The organism is Rhodococcus sp. T7 (genome assembly GCF_009872365.1).
In the GTDB taxonomy this organism is placed as follows: domain Bacteria; phylum Actinomycetota; class Actinomycetes; order Mycobacteriales; family Mycobacteriaceae; genus Rhodococcus_F.
This window is the reverse complement of record NZ_WXYH01000329.1, coordinates 15,466-30,703: the sequence shown is the minus strand read 5'-3', so window position 1 is coordinate 30,703 and position 15,238 is coordinate 15,466. Positions and strand designations below refer to the sequence as shown.

The window sequence follows — 15,238 nt, the reverse complement described above, 5'->3', positions numbered from 1 at the left end:
GGTAGGTCGGTATTCAGCACTACGCGTCCGCGATCCGCACTCGTGATGGATACTGAGGAGGGACGCCCCGGAAATGGCGAGGTGGTGGCAATGGCACTCCACGAGAGGGACTCGGCAGAATCTTCGGATCCTGCGAGCGGGCGCCGACGTTGGCTGGCCCGGGCCGCCTTCCTGGCGATCTTCGCCTCGGTCGCCGTGCTCCTGGTGTTCGCCGGGTTGCACACCCTGACGCTGCTGATCGTGGCCGTCGGTGCTGCGGTGGTGGAGGTCGCGGCGTTGTTCTGGTTCCTCACTAGCCGGGGCGCGGTCCGCTGGATATCACTGGTCGTGCTGATTCTGACGCCGATCGTCGTGCTCTGGCTTCTCGTCAGCGCCCGTCTGCTGTGGGTGGTGCTGCTCGCCGTGGCGCTCGCCGCACTCGCCGTCTTCTGCGCCCGCGCCGCCCTCGGCCGGGATCGCTCGGACTGGGTGATGCCCGAGCATCCGGCCGTCCCGCCGAAACGTGCCTTCCTGGTGATGAATCCGCATTCGGGTGGCGGGAAGGTCGGGAAGTTCGACCTGAAGAAACGGGCCGAGGCACTCGGTGCCGAGGTGGCCCTGCTCGAAGGACCGGGGACGGTCGACGTCCAAGCGCTGGCCAGGGACGCCGTGGCACGCGGCGCCGACCTGCTCGGCGTGGCAGGCGGCGACGGCACGCAGGCGTTGGTCGCCGGTATCGCCGCCGAGCACGATCTGCCGTTCCTGGTGGTCAGTGCGGGCACCCGCAACCACTTCGCGTTGGATCTCGGACTGGACCTCGAGGATCCGTCTCGCTGCCTCGACGCGCTGACGGACGGAATCGAACTGCGCATCGACCTCGGCAAGGTCGGCGAACGGACCTTCGTCAACAACGCGTCCTTCGGCGCCTACGCCGAGGTGGTGCAGAGCCCCGCCTACCGGGACGACAAGACCGGCACGACCCTGCGGATGCTCCCCGACCTGATCGAGGGGCAGCGCGGGGCACGTCTGCTCGCTCGTTTCGGCGACAGGACGGTGGAGGGACCCCAGGCCGTGCTGGTGAGCAACGGGCCGTACGAGATCCACGATCTGGCCGGTCTCGGACGCAGGCCGCGACTCGACCGCGGCACCCTCGGCGTGGTGGCGATCTCGGTGAGCAGCACCCGGCAGGCCGTGGCTCTGCTTCGTCGTGCCCGCCAGGAGGGGCTGATCCAGCATTCCGGCCGAGAGGTCGTCATCGACGCAGACGGGCCCTCGATTCCCGCCGGGATCGACGGCGAAGCCCTCGTGATCCCGACACCCGTCCGGTGCACCGTCACTCCCGGGGCGCTGCGGGTCCGGGTCCCACGCAACCGTCCCGGTGTCCGCCCGCCGACCCGGCCGGTGGACTGGGTCCGGCTCCGCCGACTGGCATTCGGAGGCTCGGGTTCTGCGTGACGCGGTACCGGTCGGCGGCGGCCGTCAGTAACCCGCGTCGAAGTCGAATTCGTTGATCAGGGCGGCGTCACCCGACAGGTAGCGTCCGAGATTCTCGACGAACAGATCGACGATCTTCCCGTTCTCCGACGGCACGTTGGATGCGCTGTGCGGGCTGAGGATGACGTTGTCGGCCGTCCACAGCGGCGAGTCCTCCCGCAGCGGTTCGGTGGACGTGACGTCCAGGACCGCCCCGCCCAGGCGCCCCGCCGACAGTGCTTCCGTGAGAGCGTCTTCGTCGATGATCGGCCCCCGCCCGAGGTTGACGACCAATGCGCCGTCGGGGAGGGCGGCGAGTTCGCGGCGTCCGATCAGGGCCCGCGTGTGTTCGGTGAGGGCGCAGGAGATGACGAGAATGTCGGCGGTGGGCAGGTGCTCGGCGATCCGGTCGGTGGTGGTCATGACGTCGAAGGGGCCGCCGGCGGGTCGCGGGGTGCGGGCGACGCCGGTGGCGGTGACGGAGAAGCAGCGGAGCAGTTCCGCTGTGCGCGAGCCGATCTTGCCTGCGCCCACGATCAGCGCGTGCCGTCCCGCGAGTTCGGTCGTCTCCTGTTTGCGCCACGTCCGGTCGCGCCGGTCCGCGATGAGCCGGGGCAGTCCGCGCGCGAAGTGGAGGATGCCTGCGAGCGCGAACTCGGCCAACGGGTCGGCGTGGACGCCCGCGGCGGTCGTCACCGTCAGCGGGGCCTGCGACAGCCCGAACCTCTCGATCAGCTGTCCGGCGCCCGCGGACGTCGCTTGAATCCATTGCAGATTCGGCGACTGTTCGAGGGTGCGTTCGGGGTGGCGCCAGTCGAAATCGAACATGATGTCGGCGGTCTGCAGCATCGACGTCCACCGGTCGTGCTCGCCGGCCGTCAGCTCGCGCGGCACCCCGACGTGATCGCTGTGCCACCGCGGCCGGGGGAGCAGTTCGGGGGCGTACGACACCCGGATCCGCGGGTCGCTGCCTGCGATCCTGTCGATGAGGTCCTGCTCGAGATACGACGCGACGAGCACGTCGACGCACGGGTCGGGCACGGTGTCTCCTTCAGTGCTGACGGTCGGACGTCGCTGTGCTCGGCTCGGCCTCCGGTGCGGTGGCGGATTTCGGCATCGCCGCCGCGGCGAGAACGAGGACGACGGCCGCGCCGACAGCGGCAACGAACACCAGGTGCAGGGCCCCGGCCAGTTCGGCCGGCGCGGGGTTGTCGTCGCCGCCGAGTCGCGCGTTGACGAGCGCGCCGAACAGGGCGACGCCCACGGCGCTGCCGATGGACCGGGCGAACATGTTGGTCGACGTGACGACGCCGCGCTCGGACCAGTCGACGCTCGACTGCGCGGCGATGAGGGTGGGGCTCGCGACGAGACCCATGCCGCCGCCGATGACGAAGCAGCAGATCGCCACCTGCCACACCGCCGACTCGATGGACAGGGTCAGGGTGAGTGCGGTGCCCGCGACGACCAGCAGGCTGCCCGCGATGGCCGTGACGCGGAAGCCGAAGCGCAGGTACACCCGACCGGACTGCGACGCGGCGATCGGCCAGCCGATGGTCAGGGTGGCAAGCGCGAACCCGGCCACGAGCGCACCCGTCCCGAGCACGCCCTGGGTGAACGTGGGGACGTAGGTGGTCAGGCCGAGGACGATGGCCCCGACCAGCAGGGAGGCGAGACTGCTCGCCGCGAGCACCCTGCGGGTGAACACCCACAGCGGCAGCACCGGTTCGGCGGCGCGTCGTTCCACGAGGACGAAGACGATGAGGAATACGAATCCCGCGGCGAAGATGCCGAGGCTGATCGGTGAACTCCACGCCCAGGCCTGCCCACCCTCGAGGAGTCCCAGGATGAGCAGCGTCGCCCCGACGGCCAGGATTCCGGCGCCTGCGTAGTCGATGGACCGCCGGGTACGCACCCGTTTCTCGTCGAAGTTGCGGATCAGCATCACGGCCGCGAGCAGGCACAGCGGAATGTTGACGAAGAAGATCCACCGCCACGACAGGTACTCGGAGAACAGGCCGCCGAGGGTCGGGCCGACCACCGCCGACATCCCCCAGACACTGGCCAGGTAGCCCTGGGCCTTGGCGCGTTCGGCGAGGGTGTAGATGTCGCCGGCGATGGTCATGCTCATCGGCTGAACGGCTCCGGCGCCGAGTCCCTGCACGGCGCGGAACGCGATGAGCGCGGGCATGCTCCATGCGATCCCGCACAGCACCGAGCCGATACCGAACAGGGCGATGCCGAGGAGCATCACCGGTTTCCGGCCGAAAATGTCGGCCAGTTTGCCGTAGATCGGCACCGACACGGCCTGGGTGAGCAGGTAGATCGAGAACAGCCACGGGAACTGCGTGAACCCGCCGAGATCCCCGACGATGGTGAACACCGCGGTGGAGATGATGGTCGCGTCGAGCGCGACCAGCGACGTCGTGAGCATCAGCGACACGAGAATCGGTCCGCGTTCCGAACGGAATCCGACGTCCACCTGGGCCGTGTCCGTCGCCATTAGCCACCCTTTCCCGTTACCGCGCTCACAAGAGTTCCTGAACAACGGTAACGACACCGGGCGGCGATGTGTTCCGCGGCCGCGCCCGTGGGGCGGCTACGCGTCTCCCCAGCTCGAAGGTCAGCGGCCGGAGGTCGGTGCCCGACCGATAGGCTGGATCACCGTGCGCCCCTCACTCGATTCATACGCCCATCTGGCCGGTGGCAAGGTCCGCGACCTCTACACGATCGACGACGAGCACCTCCTGTTGGTCGCGAGCGACCGGATCTCCGCCTACGACCACGTCCTCAGCACCCCGATCCCGGACAAGGGGCGGGTGCTCACCGCGATGAGCGTCTTCTTCTTCGGCGTCCTCGGCGGCAACAACCACCTGGCCGGCGAAGCCGACGACAGCCGGATCCCCGAAGAGGTCCTCGGCCGCGCGCTGGTGGTCCGGAAGCTGAACATGGTCCCCGTCGAGTGCGTCGCCCGCGGCTACCTCACCGGATCGGGGCTGATCGACTACAACGAGACCGGCTCGGTCTGCGGAGTCGCCCTGCCCGAGGGTCTGGTGGAGGCGAGTCAGCTTCCCGACCCGATCTTCACGCCCGCCAGCAAGGCCGAACTCGGCGAGCACGACGAGAACATCAGCTTCGAGGCCGTCGTCGAGAAGGTCGGTCAGGATCTGGCCGTGAAACTGCGCGACGACACCCTCGACGTCTACGGCCGGGCATCCAACTTCGCCGCGGACCGGGGCATCATCCTCGCCGACACCAAACTCGAATTCGGACTGGACGCGCAGAACAACCTGGTTCTCGCCGACGAGGTCCTCACCCCAGACTCGTCGCGGTACTGGCCCGCCGACGGCTACGAGGCCGGGAAGGTGCAGCCGAGCTTCGACAAGCAGTTCGTCCGCAACTGGCTCACCAGTCCCGAATCGGGCTGGGACCGGGCATCCGACACCCCGCCGCCGCCACTGCCCGCGGAGATCGTGGAGGCGACCCGCGCGCGGTACATCGAGGCGTACGAGCGGATCTCGGGTCTGTCGTTCGCGGACTGGGTGGGCTGAACCATGACCACCGAAGGCGCAAAGCTCACCCCGCCGGTCGCGAAGAAGGTCGCCACCGAACGTGTCCACCACGGACACACGTTCGTCGACGAGTACGAGTGGCTGCGCGCCAAGGAAGACGCCGAGGTCGTCGCGTACCTCGAGTCCGAGAACGCGTACACCGAGCAGCAGACCGCGCATCTCGCGCCGCTCCGCGACCAGATCTTCCAGGAGATCAAGTCCCGCACGCAGGAAACCGACATGTCGGTTCCCACTCGCATGGGCGACTGGTGGTATTACGCCCGCACCATCGAGGGCAAGCAGTACGGCGTCCAGTGCCGGGCCCCGATCGCGGGCGCCGACGACTGGACCCCGCCGGAGCTGACCCCGGGTGTCGAACTGCCCGGTGAGCAGGTTCTGCTCGACGGCAACGCCGAGGCCGAGGGTCACGACTTCTTCTCCGTCGGCGCCTTCTCCCTCAGCCACGACGGCACGCTCCTCGCGTACTCGGTCGACGTGGTCGGCGACGAGCGCTACACGCTGCGGTTCAAGAACCTCGAGACCGGGGAACTGCTGCCCGACGAGATCCCCGACACCGCCCCCGGCGTCACCTGGGCGATCGACCACAGCCACGTCTTCTATCTCACCGTCGACGACTCCTGGCGTCCCGACACGGTGTGGCGGCACAAGCTCGGCACCGACCGCGCGCAGGACGTCACGGTGTTCCACGAACCCGACGAGCGGTTCTGGGTGTCGGTCGGGTCCACCCGGAGCGAGAAGTACCTCATGATCTGGGTGGGGTCGAAGATCACCAGCGAAGGCTGGGTGCTCGAATCGGAGAATCCCGAGGGCGAGTTCCGGGTGGTGCTGCCGCGGCGCGAGGGCGTCGAGTACGGCGTCGAACACGCCGTCGTCGCCGGCGAAGACCGCTTCCTGATCATGCACAACGACGTCGTCGACGGTGAGAAGGCCGAGAACTTCGTGCTCGCCGAGGCGCCGGTGTCCGACCCGACGTCGCTGACCATCCTCATTCCGCACCGCTCCGACGTGCGGTTGGAGGAGGTCGACGCGTTCGCCGATCACCTGGTGCTCGGGTACCGCCGGGAGGCGTTGACCCGGCTCGCCGTCTGGCCGCTCGGCGAGAACGGCTACGGCGAGTTCACGGAGATCGAATTCGACGAGGAACTGTTCAGCGTCGGACTCGGCGCCAACCCGGAATGGCGGCAGCCGACACTGCGGATGGCGTTCACGTCGTTCATCACGCCCGGCCAGGTGTTCGACTACGTGCTGTCGACGGGTGAACTCGCGCTGCGCAAGTCGCAACCCGTGCTCGGCGACTTCGACGCAGACAACTACGAGCAGCAACGCGACTGGGCGGTCGCCGACGACGGGACGCGCATCCCGCTCTCGATCGTCCGGCGCAAGACGGACGGCACCGAGGCGCCCGCCCCCACCCTCCTCTACGGGTACGGCTCGTACGAGGCCAGCATGGACCCCGCGTTCTCGGTCGCCCGGCTGTCGCTGCTCGACCGCGGCGTGGTGTTCGTGGTCGCGCACGTGCGCGGCGGCGGCGAGATGGGCAGGCACTGGTACGAGACCGGCAAGACGCTCACGAAGAAGAACACCTTCACCGATTTCGTCTCGAGCGCACGGCATTTGATCGACACCGGCCGCACCACACCGCAGCAGTTGGTCGCCGACGGCGGCAGCGCGGGCGGCCTGCTGATGGGTGCGGTGGCCAACCTGGCCCCCGAACTGTTCGCCGGCATCCTCGCCAACGTGCCCTTCGTGGACCCGCTGACGTCGATCCTCGACCCCTCGCTGCCGCTGACGGTCATCGAATGGGACGAGTGGGGCAACCCGCTGGAGAACCCCGAGGTCTACGAATACATGCGCTCGTACAGTCCGTACGAGAACGTCGAGGCCAAGGACTACCCGGCGATCCTGGCGATCACCAGCATCAACGACACCAGGGTGCTGTATGTCGAACCGGCGAAGTGGGTCGCCAAACTGCGGGCCACCAAGACCGGTGACTCGCCACTTCTCCTCAAGACGGAGATGAGCGCCGGGCACGGCGGCGTCAGCGGACGCTACGAGAAGTGGAAAGAAGTAGCGTTCGAATTCGCCTGGGTGCTCGACACGATCGGCAACTAGGTACCGCGTCACCCGCGCCGGGGGTCCGATCCCGGCGTGCGGTTCGTGTCGGCGGGCGAGGCGGAAGTCGGCTTGTCAGGCCACTTTCCGTCTCGCCGCACTCAGATGCAGAAGCTGATACTGGCCGAACCCAGAGGCAGGTTGAGGCAGACCGCGATGGAACCGACTGCCGGTGTCGGTGACGGTGCGGCGGGTGCGGCGATCGCTGCGGGGGCAGCGAGGGCGCCGAGTGACAGGGTCATTGCGATCGCGGCGAGTGTGGTGGCAATTCTGCTAGACATTGTGACGGTCCTTGACTGAGTGGCTACGAGCCGGAGGTGACTCCCCTCAATCGTCCACCGATGTGATGCAGGTCACAACCTCTCGCGAGAACCGATCGTCTTGGCAACAGTTATCGGGTTCGATACGGGGGTCGGCTTCGTTACGGGATCAGCGCAGTGCGTACCGGATCTGCGGGCGCCCCGCCCGGCCGTACTCGGTGTGCCGGGTGAGCACACCGTCGTCGGCGAGACGTTCGAGATACCGCCAGGCCGTGACCCGGGAGACCCCGATGCCTGCCGCCACCTCGGCCGCCGTCAGCGGTCCGGCCGCCTCCCGGACGCAGGCGGCGACGTGGTCGAGGGTCTGGGGTGCAACGCCTTTCGGGGACGCCGCGCGCTCGTCGGAGGTGCGCAGGGCAGACATCGCCCGGTCGATGTCGTGCTGACTCAGCGCATTGCTTCCGGCAGGCAGGGCGTCGCGGAATTCCCGGTACCGCTCCAGTTTGTCGCGGAACGCCGCGAACGTGAACGGCTTCAGGAGATACAGCGCGATGCCGCGCGCCACCGCGGTGCGGACCATCTCGAGGTCGCGGGCCGAGGTCACGGCGATCACGTCGGGACTCGGTCGCACGCCGCTCAACGCCGCGGCCACGTCGAGTCCGCTCGCGTCCGGCAGGCCGATGTCGAGCAGCACCAGATCGATGGGGTCGTCGCCGGCGTTCGCGGCGGCGACCGCGCGCATGGCCCCGCTGCCGTCGTGGACGACGGTGTGGACCGAAAAGCCCGGAACGCGTTCCACATACGCGCGATGAGCCTCGGCGATGAGCGGTTCGTCCTCGACGATCATCACACGGATCACGAGGCGGCCCCCTCGATCGGGATCTCGACGACGATCATCGATCCGAGCGACGGCTCCGTGCGGATCGTCCCGCCGTGCCGGGCCACCACCTGGGCGACCAGTGCCAGCCCGAGCCCGCGCTGACCCGACTTGGTGGAGTAGCCGCGCGTGACCGCCTTGTCGAGTTCGTCGGCGGGAATGCCGGGCCCGCTGTCGGCCACCCGCACCACCATCGTCGAATCCTCCTGACAGACCGTCACTTCCACCCACGCCTCCTCTCCGGGGGACTCTGTAGCGCCGCGGGCGGCGTCGATCGCATTGTCCACGAGATTACCCACCAGCGTGACGAGTTCACGCGCGCTGAGCGGCGCCACGGGCCCGAGGGCGGTGTCCTCGGTGACGGTAAGGTCGACTCCACGTTCTGCGGCCACCCCGACCTTGCCGAGCAGCAGTGCGGCCAGGGCCGGTTCGTGCACCGCCGCCATCAGGCGGTCGATCAACTCCTGTGACAACCGCAGATCCTCGGTGGCGAACGCGATGGCATCGTCGTACCGGCCCAGTTCGACCATCGTGATGATCGTGTGCAGGCGGTTCGCCGATTCATGGGCCTGCGACCGCAGCGATTCCGCGAAACCGCGGACGGAGTCGAGTTCGCCCATGATGCTTTGCAATTCGGTGCGATCACGCAGGGTCAGCACGGTGCCGAGCCGCTGCCCCTCCCACGTCACGGGTTCCCGGCTGACGAGCAGCACGCGGTCCGCGGTCACGTGCACCTCGTCGCGGGAGTCGCCCTCCTGGGACTGCCGCAGCGACTCCGGCAGCGCGGCCACCGGGACGGGGCCCTCCGGGAGGCCGAGGAGCCGGCGCGCCTCGTCGTTGACCACCTCGGCCCGCGCCGTGTCACCGCTGTCGCGGCCCAGGACCACCAGACCCTCGCCGATCGAGTGCAGGACGGCGTCGTGATGCTCGTACATCTGCCGCAGTTCGTCCGGCGCCATCCCCAGCGTCTGACGGCGCAGGCGCCTGCTCAGCAGGAACGAGCCGGCCGCCGACACCGCCAGGCCGATCGCGGCGACCGCGAAGATCGTCGGCAGGCTCGCGGCGAACTGGTCGCCGATCTTCGCCCGGGTGACGCCGACGGACACCAGGCCCGCGATCCGGTCGCCGTCGTACACCGGTGTCACCGCCCGGATCGACGGTCCCAGCGAACCGGCGTACGTCTCCGTGAACGTCTCCCCGCGGAGCGCGCGCGCGATGTTCCCGGAGAACACGCCGCCGATCAGCTCCGGGTTGGTGTGGGTGAAGCGGATGCCGGCGGGGGTCATCACGACGATGAAATCGGTGCCCGTCGCGGCGCGGATCCGCTCGGTCTGCGGCTGGAGCACGGCCGTCGGGTCGGGGGAGCGCAACGCCTCCACGGTGCCGTCCGACAGCGCGAGCGTCGTGGCGACGGCGGTGACGGCCCGTCGGGTGGTCTCGTCGCTGTCGCGACGCTGGTCGACGATGGCCAGCGCCGTCCCGGCGGCGATGACCAGCACCAACACCACGAGCTGCAGGAGAAAGAGCTGCCTCGCGACGCTCATGTGCCGTCTCGGCGGATGGTGAGGCAATGCATTTCTCCTGAACGTAATGAACACAAACTTCACCAGCCAAGCGATCGCTTAGAAGATTCTTCCAAGACGTGATCGCGGTCACTAGCCGGCCTCACCGATCAGCTTGCCACTCGAATTGGAGGACAATCCCATGAGTACTGCGACAGGGAAGACGAAGAAACGCGACCGGACCCACTGGTTGTACATGGGGGTCATCGTCGCCGTCGTCGCGGGCATCCTCGTCGGGTGGCTGGCTCCGGGAGTCGGCAAGTCGCTCGGCGTGCTCGGCACGATGTTCGTCGACCTGATCAAGATGATGATCAGCCCGGTCATCTTCTGCACGATCGTGCTCGGCATCGGGTCGGTGAAGGCAGCCGCGAAGGTCGGCAAGGTCGGCGGACTCGCCCTCACCTACTTCATCGGGATGTCGACCGTCGCCCTCGGCATCGGACTGGTCGTGGGCAACCTGCTCGACCCGGGGACCGGCCTGAACATCAGCGCCGACACCGCGAGCACCGGCGCGGCGCTCGCCGAGAAGGCCCACGGCGCCGGTGGCACCATGGACTTCCTCCAGTCGATCATCCCCACGTCGCTGATGTCGGCGCTGACCGAGGGAAGCGTGCTGCAGACCCTGTTCGTCGCTCTGCTCGTCGGCTTCGGACTGCAGGCACTCGGCAAGCAGGGTGAACCGATCCTGCGCGCAGTCGGCTCCGTCCAGAAGCTCGTCTTCAAGATCCTGTCGATGATCCTGTGGCTCGCCCCGATCGGTGCGTTCGGCGCCATCGCGAACGTCGTCGGCCAGACCGGTCTCGGCGCCGTCGTCCAGCTCGCCACGCTCATGCTCGGCTTCTATCTGACCTGCCTGATCTTCGTGTTCGGTGTCCTCGGATCCGTGCTCCGCGTCGTCGCAGGCGTCTCGATCTTCAAGCTGGTCCGGTACCTGGCCCGCGAGTACCTGCTGATCTTTGCGACCTCCTCGTCCGAGTCGGCCCTGCCCCGCCTGATCGCCAAGATGGAGCACATCGGCGTCGAGCGCACCACCGTCGGTGTCGTCGTCCCCACCGGCTACTCCTTCAACCTCGACGGCACGGCGATCTACCTGACCATGGCCTCGATCTTCATCGCCGACGCAATGGGCCAGCCGCTGTCCTTCCCCGAGCAGCTGTCGCTGCTGGTGTTCATGATCATCGCGTCCAAGGGTGCTGCCGGAGTCAGCGGCGCCGGGCTCGCCACCCTCGCGGGCGGCCTGCAGAGCCACCGTCCCGAACTGCTCGACGGCGTCGGCCTCATCGTCGGTATCGACCGGTTCATGTCCGAGGCCCGCGCGGTCACGAACTTCTCCGGAAACGCCGTCGCCACCCTGCTCGTCGGTTCCTGGACCAACACGATCGACAACGAGCGTGTCCGCACCGTCCTCGACGGCAAGCTCCCGTTCGACGAGTCCACGATGGTCGACGACGACCACGGCGACGTCGCCGAAGAGCAGGTCACCGAGAGCCCCGCAGGCGACGAGCAGAAGGTGCTCGTGAAGAGCTGACACCCCTCCGAAGGAAACCTCTGTGCGCCCAGGCGATTCGAAGCCTGGGCGCACAGACGTTTGTTGGCTACGTTGGTGCGCATGACGACACCTGTTCAGAACATCGGCATCAACACACTCGGCGGCACACCGACGTCCCTCGGCGAATACGACGGCCGCGCCGTCCTCGTGGTGAACGTCGCCTCGAAGTGTGGACTCACCCCGCAGTACAAGGGCCTCGAGAAGCTCGCCACCGACTACGCCGACCGCGGCCTGACCGTGATCGGCGTCCCGTGCAACCAGTTCATGGGCCAAGAGCCCGGCACCGCCGAAGAAATTGAAACATTCTGCTCCACCACCTACGGCGTCACGTTCCCGCTGCTCGAGAAGATCGAGGTGAACGGTGACAACCGGCACCCGCTCTACGAGGAACTGACCAAGGCCACCGACGCCGAAGGCGCCGCCGGCGACATCCAGTGGAACTTCGAAAAGTTCCTCGTCGCACCCGACGGCACCGTCGTCAAGCGGTTCCGTCCCCGCACCGAACCCGACGCCCCCGAGGTCGTCGAGGCCATCGAGGCCGTCCTGCCGAGGTAGGCGGCTCCGCCGCTCGTGCGCCTTTCCGGTAGCTCCCACTACCGGAAAGGCGCACGAGCTTTGCCCTGTGTTCACGTTCACCTGTCACGCTGGGCCCCATGACCGGACAGCTGATCGTGTCGGTGTCGGGGATCAAAGACGAGACGCGCGACTTCGCGGCCGCGTTCGCCGAGGAGATGGATGCGCGCGGCGTGCCGCTGTCGCTGCTCGTCGCCCCACGCCTGAAAGACAAGTATCGACTGGTCAACGACCCCGCGACGCAGGACTGGCTCCGCGCGCGCCGATCCCGCGGCGACGCCGTCGTCCTGCACGGATACGACCAGGCCGCCACCAAGCGCCGTCGGGCCGAGTTCGCCGCGCTGCCCGAGCACGAGGCGCGGCTGCGACTGCTCGCGGCCGACCGGGTGATGGAGCAGACGGGGCTGCGCACCCGGCTGTTCGCCCCGCCCCGCTGGCTGGCGTCGCAAGGCGCGGTCGCGGCACTGCCGTCCGCCGGGTTCCGGCTGCTGGCCGCGATGACCGCCGTCCACGACCTCGACCGCGGGACGTCGGTGCGGTCGCGGGTACTGGGGATCGGGGAGGGATTCCGCGCCGAACCGTGGTGGTGCCGGGCCCTCGTCCTCGGCTCCGGCCGCACCGCCAAACGCGGGGGCGTGGTGCGCCTCGCCGTCACCGCGAAGCAACTGGGCACGTCGGGTCCGCGGCAGGCGATGCTCGACGCCGTCGACCTCGCACTCTTCCACGACGCACGGCCCGACGTGTACCGCTGGGAGCGGCGGATTTCGCAGATCGGTGCCGCCTGACCCGTGAGTACTTCTTAACCGCCGGCGGTTAACAAGTACTCACGGGGCCGTCAGGCCACCTCGACGCTGGACTCGCTCGGCATCGTGCGGAACTCGGTGCCCTCGGGTGCCATGTCCGTGTAGCGGCCGTAGAAGATGCCGGTGGCCTCGTTCGCGATGATCGCCTGGTGGATGGGCACCGCGACCCGCGGTGCGACGGCCCGCAGGTAGTCGATGGCCTCGGAGATCTTCAGCCACGGCGCCGCGGCGGGCAGGGCCAGCACGTCGACCTTCTGCTCGGGGACGAACAGGGAGTCGCCGGGGTGCATCAGCCGGGCCGGGTTGGTGGCGTCGCCGAGGAGGAACGCCGTGTTGTCGATCACCGGGATGTCGGGGTGGATCACCGCGTGTGTCCCGCCGGTGCCGGTGACGTGCACGTCGCCGATGTCGAACTCGTCGCCGGCGTGCACCCCCTTCCATGCGCCGCCGAGTTGCGCCGCGGTCTGCGGGTCGGAGTACAGCGCCGCGCCGGGGTTCGCCTCGACGAGGGCGGGCAGTCGTTGCTGGTCGACGTGGTCGGGGTGCTGGTGGGTGACCAGGATCGCGTCCAGTCCGGTGATGCCCTCGAACCCGTGCGAGAAGTTGCCCGGATCGAAGAGGATGGTGGAACCGTTCAACTCGACGAGGACGCAGCTGTGGCCGAAGTGAGTCAGTCGCATGAATTCGAGTATGCGCCTGCATGCATGGCTCGTCCCGTTCGTCCGATGCGAACCGCAGGCAGGTAGCCCGGTAAACTTCCGGGTGCCCGGTGTTCCACTCTGGGCTCGCGCACTACTACAAGGAGCAGCACGTGGCCCGTGTCGTCGTCGAAGTCATGCCCAAGGCCGAGATTCTCGACCCTCAGGGGCAGGCCATTGTCGGAGCGCTGCCGCGGCTCGGCTTCGCTGGAGTTTCCGATGTCCGTCAGGGCAAGCGGTTCGAGCTGGAGGTCGACGGCAGTGTCGACGACGCTCAGCTCGAGAAGATCGCCGAGGCCCTGCTGGCCAACACGGTGATCGAGGACTGGACCGTGAGGCGCGTCGAAGCATGAGCGCCCGCGTCGGAGTCATCACTTTCCCCGGCACCCTCGACGACGTCGACGCCGCCCGCGCCGTGACCCTTGCCGGCGGCGAGGCCGTGAGTCTGTGGCACGGCGACGCCGACCTCAAGGGTGTCGACGCCGTCATCGTCCCCGGTGGCTTCTCCTACGGCGACTACCTGCGGTGCGGCGCCATCGCGCGGTTCGCGCCCGTCATGGGCAAGGTCGTGCAGGCCGCGCAGGGTGGCATGCCCGTCCTCGGTATCTGCAACGGCTTCCAGGTTCTGTGCGAAGCGGGCCTGCTGCCCGGCGCGCTCACCCGCAACGAGGGCCTGCACTTCATCTGCCGCGACGAGTGGCTGAAGGTCGAGGCCACGTCGACGGCGTGGACGTCCCGCTACGAGACGGGTGCCGAGATCCTCGTCCCGCTCAAGTCCGGCGAGGGCCGCTACCAGGCTTCGGCGAACGTCCTCGACGAACTCGAGGGTGAGGGCCGCGTGGTGTTCCGCTACGTCGGCGACAACCCGAACGGTTCGCAGCGCGGCATCGCAGGCATCTCCTCGGCCAACGGCCGCGTGGTGGGTCTCATGCCACACCCCGAGCACGCCACCGAGGCCCTCACCGGGCCCAGCGACGACGGACTCGGCATGTTCTATTCCGTGCTCGACAGCGTCATCTCCGCCTGATCCGATCGGCGCCGTGCGGGCCCTCGGCCACGCACGGCGCCGCCAGGCCGCGCCTATTTGACGGCGCGGATCACCACGATTTCCTCGACGGTCTGACCGGCCTCGATGAGCCCTCGACGCTCGAGCATCTCGCGCCGTTCGACGAGGACGGGTCCGAACGGGATCTCGGCCGTCGCGGCGACGTCGACCGTCATGTTCTGCTCCTCGAGCATCGTCAGCGTCTTCTCGACGCCGCTCAGGCCGGACTGCGCAAGCAGCAGAACCCCGCCGTCGACGAGAAGGTCGGGGGCCTGGAGGCAGATCCGGTCGAGCAGGGCGCGTCCGTTCTTTCCCGCGTCCCAGGCGCGCGCCGGACCGCGGTCGGGCACCGTGTCGACGGGTGCCGGGACATACGGCGGGTTGGACACGACGAGGTCGAACCGGTCGTCGCGGACGTGTTCGGTGAGGTCTCCGTGGATCACCCGGATCCGGTGCCCACGGGCGAGCGCATTGAGCCGGATGCTGATCGCCGCCCGCCTCGACACGTCCACCGCGGTCACCCGGCCCGCACCGGCGGCCGCGGCGGCCACGCTCAGCGCACCGGTCCCCGCACACAGATCGAGTACCCGGGAGTGGGGACCGAGTGGCTCCGCCGCCAGGACACCGGCCAGCAACTGCGTATCGTGTTGCGGGCGATAGACTCCGGGAAGGCGTAGCAGCATCGAAGACTCCTCGGTTGCCGGGCGCATCGGCGTATACCAACCGAGTGCCACTGGG

At 68.4% G+C, this 15,238-nt stretch carries 15 protein-coding genes; 8 read left to right on the top strand and 7 right to left on the bottom strand.

What is annotated here, in order from left to right; genetic code table 11:
- The first annotated feature begins 90 nt into the window (after positions 1-90).
- On the top strand, positions 91-1,434 hold the full coding sequence (locus MLGJGCBP_RS28310) for a diacylglycerol/lipid kinase family protein (RefSeq protein ID WP_160099650.1): 1,344 nt from the start codon (positions 91-93) through the stop codon (positions 1,432-1,434).
- A 24-nt stretch (positions 1,435-1,458) separates the two neighbouring features.
- Here MLGJGCBP_RS28310 and MLGJGCBP_RS28305 read toward each other — a convergent pair whose 3' ends face one another.
- On the bottom strand, positions 1,459-2,493 hold the full coding sequence (locus MLGJGCBP_RS28305; protein WP_160099648.1) for a D-2-hydroxyacid dehydrogenase: 1,035 nt from the start codon (positions 2,491-2,493) through the stop codon (positions 1,459-1,461).
- 10 nt (positions 2,494-2,503) lie between these two features.
- Positions 2,504-3,952: an MDR family MFS transporter gene (locus MLGJGCBP_RS28300; RefSeq protein ID WP_160099646.1), complete on the bottom strand. Its 1,449-nt coding sequence runs from the start codon at positions 3,950-3,952 to the stop codon at positions 2,504-2,506.
- 163 nt (positions 3,953-4,115) lie between these two features.
- Between MLGJGCBP_RS28300 and MLGJGCBP_RS28295 the strand changes: the two genes are divergently transcribed.
- Positions 4,116-5,000 carry a phosphoribosylaminoimidazolesuccinocarboxamide synthase gene (locus MLGJGCBP_RS28295; RefSeq protein ID WP_160099644.1) on the top strand — a complete coding sequence of 295 codons (885 nt, stop codon included), beginning with the start codon at positions 4,116-4,118 and terminating at the stop codon, positions 4,998-5,000.
- 3 nt (positions 5,001-5,003) lie between these two features.
- Positions 5,004-7,133, top strand: coding sequence for a S9 family peptidase (locus MLGJGCBP_RS28290; RefSeq protein WP_160099642.1), 2,130 nt, complete (start codon positions 5,004-5,006; stop codon positions 7,131-7,133).
- Between the two features lie 101 nt (positions 7,134-7,234).
- On the opposite strand, the gene MLGJGCBP_RS28285 is transcribed toward MLGJGCBP_RS28290, so the two are convergent.
- From MLGJGCBP_RS28285 to MLGJGCBP_RS28275, 3 genes are all read right to left on the bottom strand, one after another.
- The gene (locus MLGJGCBP_RS28285) at positions 7,235-7,414 is read right to left on the bottom strand and encodes a hypothetical protein (RefSeq protein ID WP_087557720.1); all 180 of its coding nucleotides are present in this window, start codon (positions 7,412-7,414) and stop codon (positions 7,235-7,237) included.
- A gap of 148 nt (positions 7,415-7,562) precedes the next feature.
- Complete coding sequence (locus MLGJGCBP_RS28280) at positions 7,563-8,252, bottom strand: response regulator (RefSeq protein ID WP_087557719.1); 690 nt, start codon at positions 8,250-8,252, stop codon at positions 7,563-7,565.
- Positions 8,249-9,814 (bottom strand): sensor histidine kinase, encoded by a 1,566-nt coding sequence (locus MLGJGCBP_RS28275; protein ID WP_160099640.1) that lies wholly within the window; start codon positions 9,812-9,814, stop codon positions 8,249-8,251. The genes MLGJGCBP_RS28280 and MLGJGCBP_RS28275 overlap by 4 nt, the downstream gene beginning before the upstream one ends.
- Positions 9,815-9,974: 160 nt before the next feature.
- Between MLGJGCBP_RS28275 and MLGJGCBP_RS28270 the strand changes: the two genes are divergently transcribed.
- From MLGJGCBP_RS28270 to MLGJGCBP_RS28260, 3 genes are all read left to right on the top strand, one after another.
- Positions 9,975-11,360 (top strand): cation:dicarboxylate symporter family transporter, encoded by a 1,386-nt coding sequence (locus MLGJGCBP_RS28270; protein ID WP_087557717.1) that lies wholly within the window; start codon positions 9,975-9,977, stop codon positions 11,358-11,360.
- Positions 11,361-11,441: 81 nt separating this feature from the next.
- Positions 11,442-11,936: a glutathione peroxidase gene (locus MLGJGCBP_RS28265; protein ID WP_087557849.1), complete on the top strand. Its 495-nt coding sequence runs from the start codon at positions 11,442-11,444 to the stop codon at positions 11,934-11,936.
- Positions 11,937-12,034: 98 nt separating this feature from the next.
- Complete coding sequence (locus tag MLGJGCBP_RS28260) at positions 12,035-12,739, top strand: DUF2334 domain-containing protein (protein WP_160099638.1); 705 nt, start codon at positions 12,035-12,037, stop codon at positions 12,737-12,739.
- A 50-nt stretch (positions 12,740-12,789) separates the two neighbouring features.
- On the opposite strand, the gene MLGJGCBP_RS28255 is transcribed toward MLGJGCBP_RS28260, so the two are convergent.
- On the bottom strand, positions 12,790-13,437 hold the full coding sequence (locus MLGJGCBP_RS28255; RefSeq protein ID WP_160099636.1) for an MBL fold metallo-hydrolase: 648 nt from the start codon (positions 13,435-13,437) through the stop codon (positions 12,790-12,792).
- Positions 13,438-13,568: 131 nt separating this feature from the next.
- On the opposite strand from MLGJGCBP_RS28255, the gene purS reads away from it, so the two are divergent.
- A complete protein-coding gene (gene purS, locus MLGJGCBP_RS28250) occupies positions 13,569-13,808 on the top strand; it encodes a phosphoribosylformylglycinamidine synthase subunit PurS (protein WP_005244409.1) in 240 nt (79 codons plus the stop codon).
- Positions 13,805-14,482, top strand: a complete 678-nt coding sequence (gene purQ / locus MLGJGCBP_RS28245; protein ID WP_087557715.1) for a phosphoribosylformylglycinamidine synthase subunit PurQ — start codon at positions 13,805-13,807, stop codon at positions 14,480-14,482. Before purS ends, purQ begins: the two co-directional genes overlap by 4 nt.
- A gap of 53 nt (positions 14,483-14,535) precedes the next feature.
- Here purQ and MLGJGCBP_RS28240 read toward each other — a convergent pair whose 3' ends face one another.
- On the bottom strand, positions 14,536-15,183 hold the full coding sequence (locus tag MLGJGCBP_RS28240; RefSeq protein ID WP_087557714.1) for a HemK2/MTQ2 family protein methyltransferase: 648 nt from the start codon (positions 15,181-15,183) through the stop codon (positions 14,536-14,538).
- Positions 15,184-15,238: the final 55 nt, after the last annotated feature.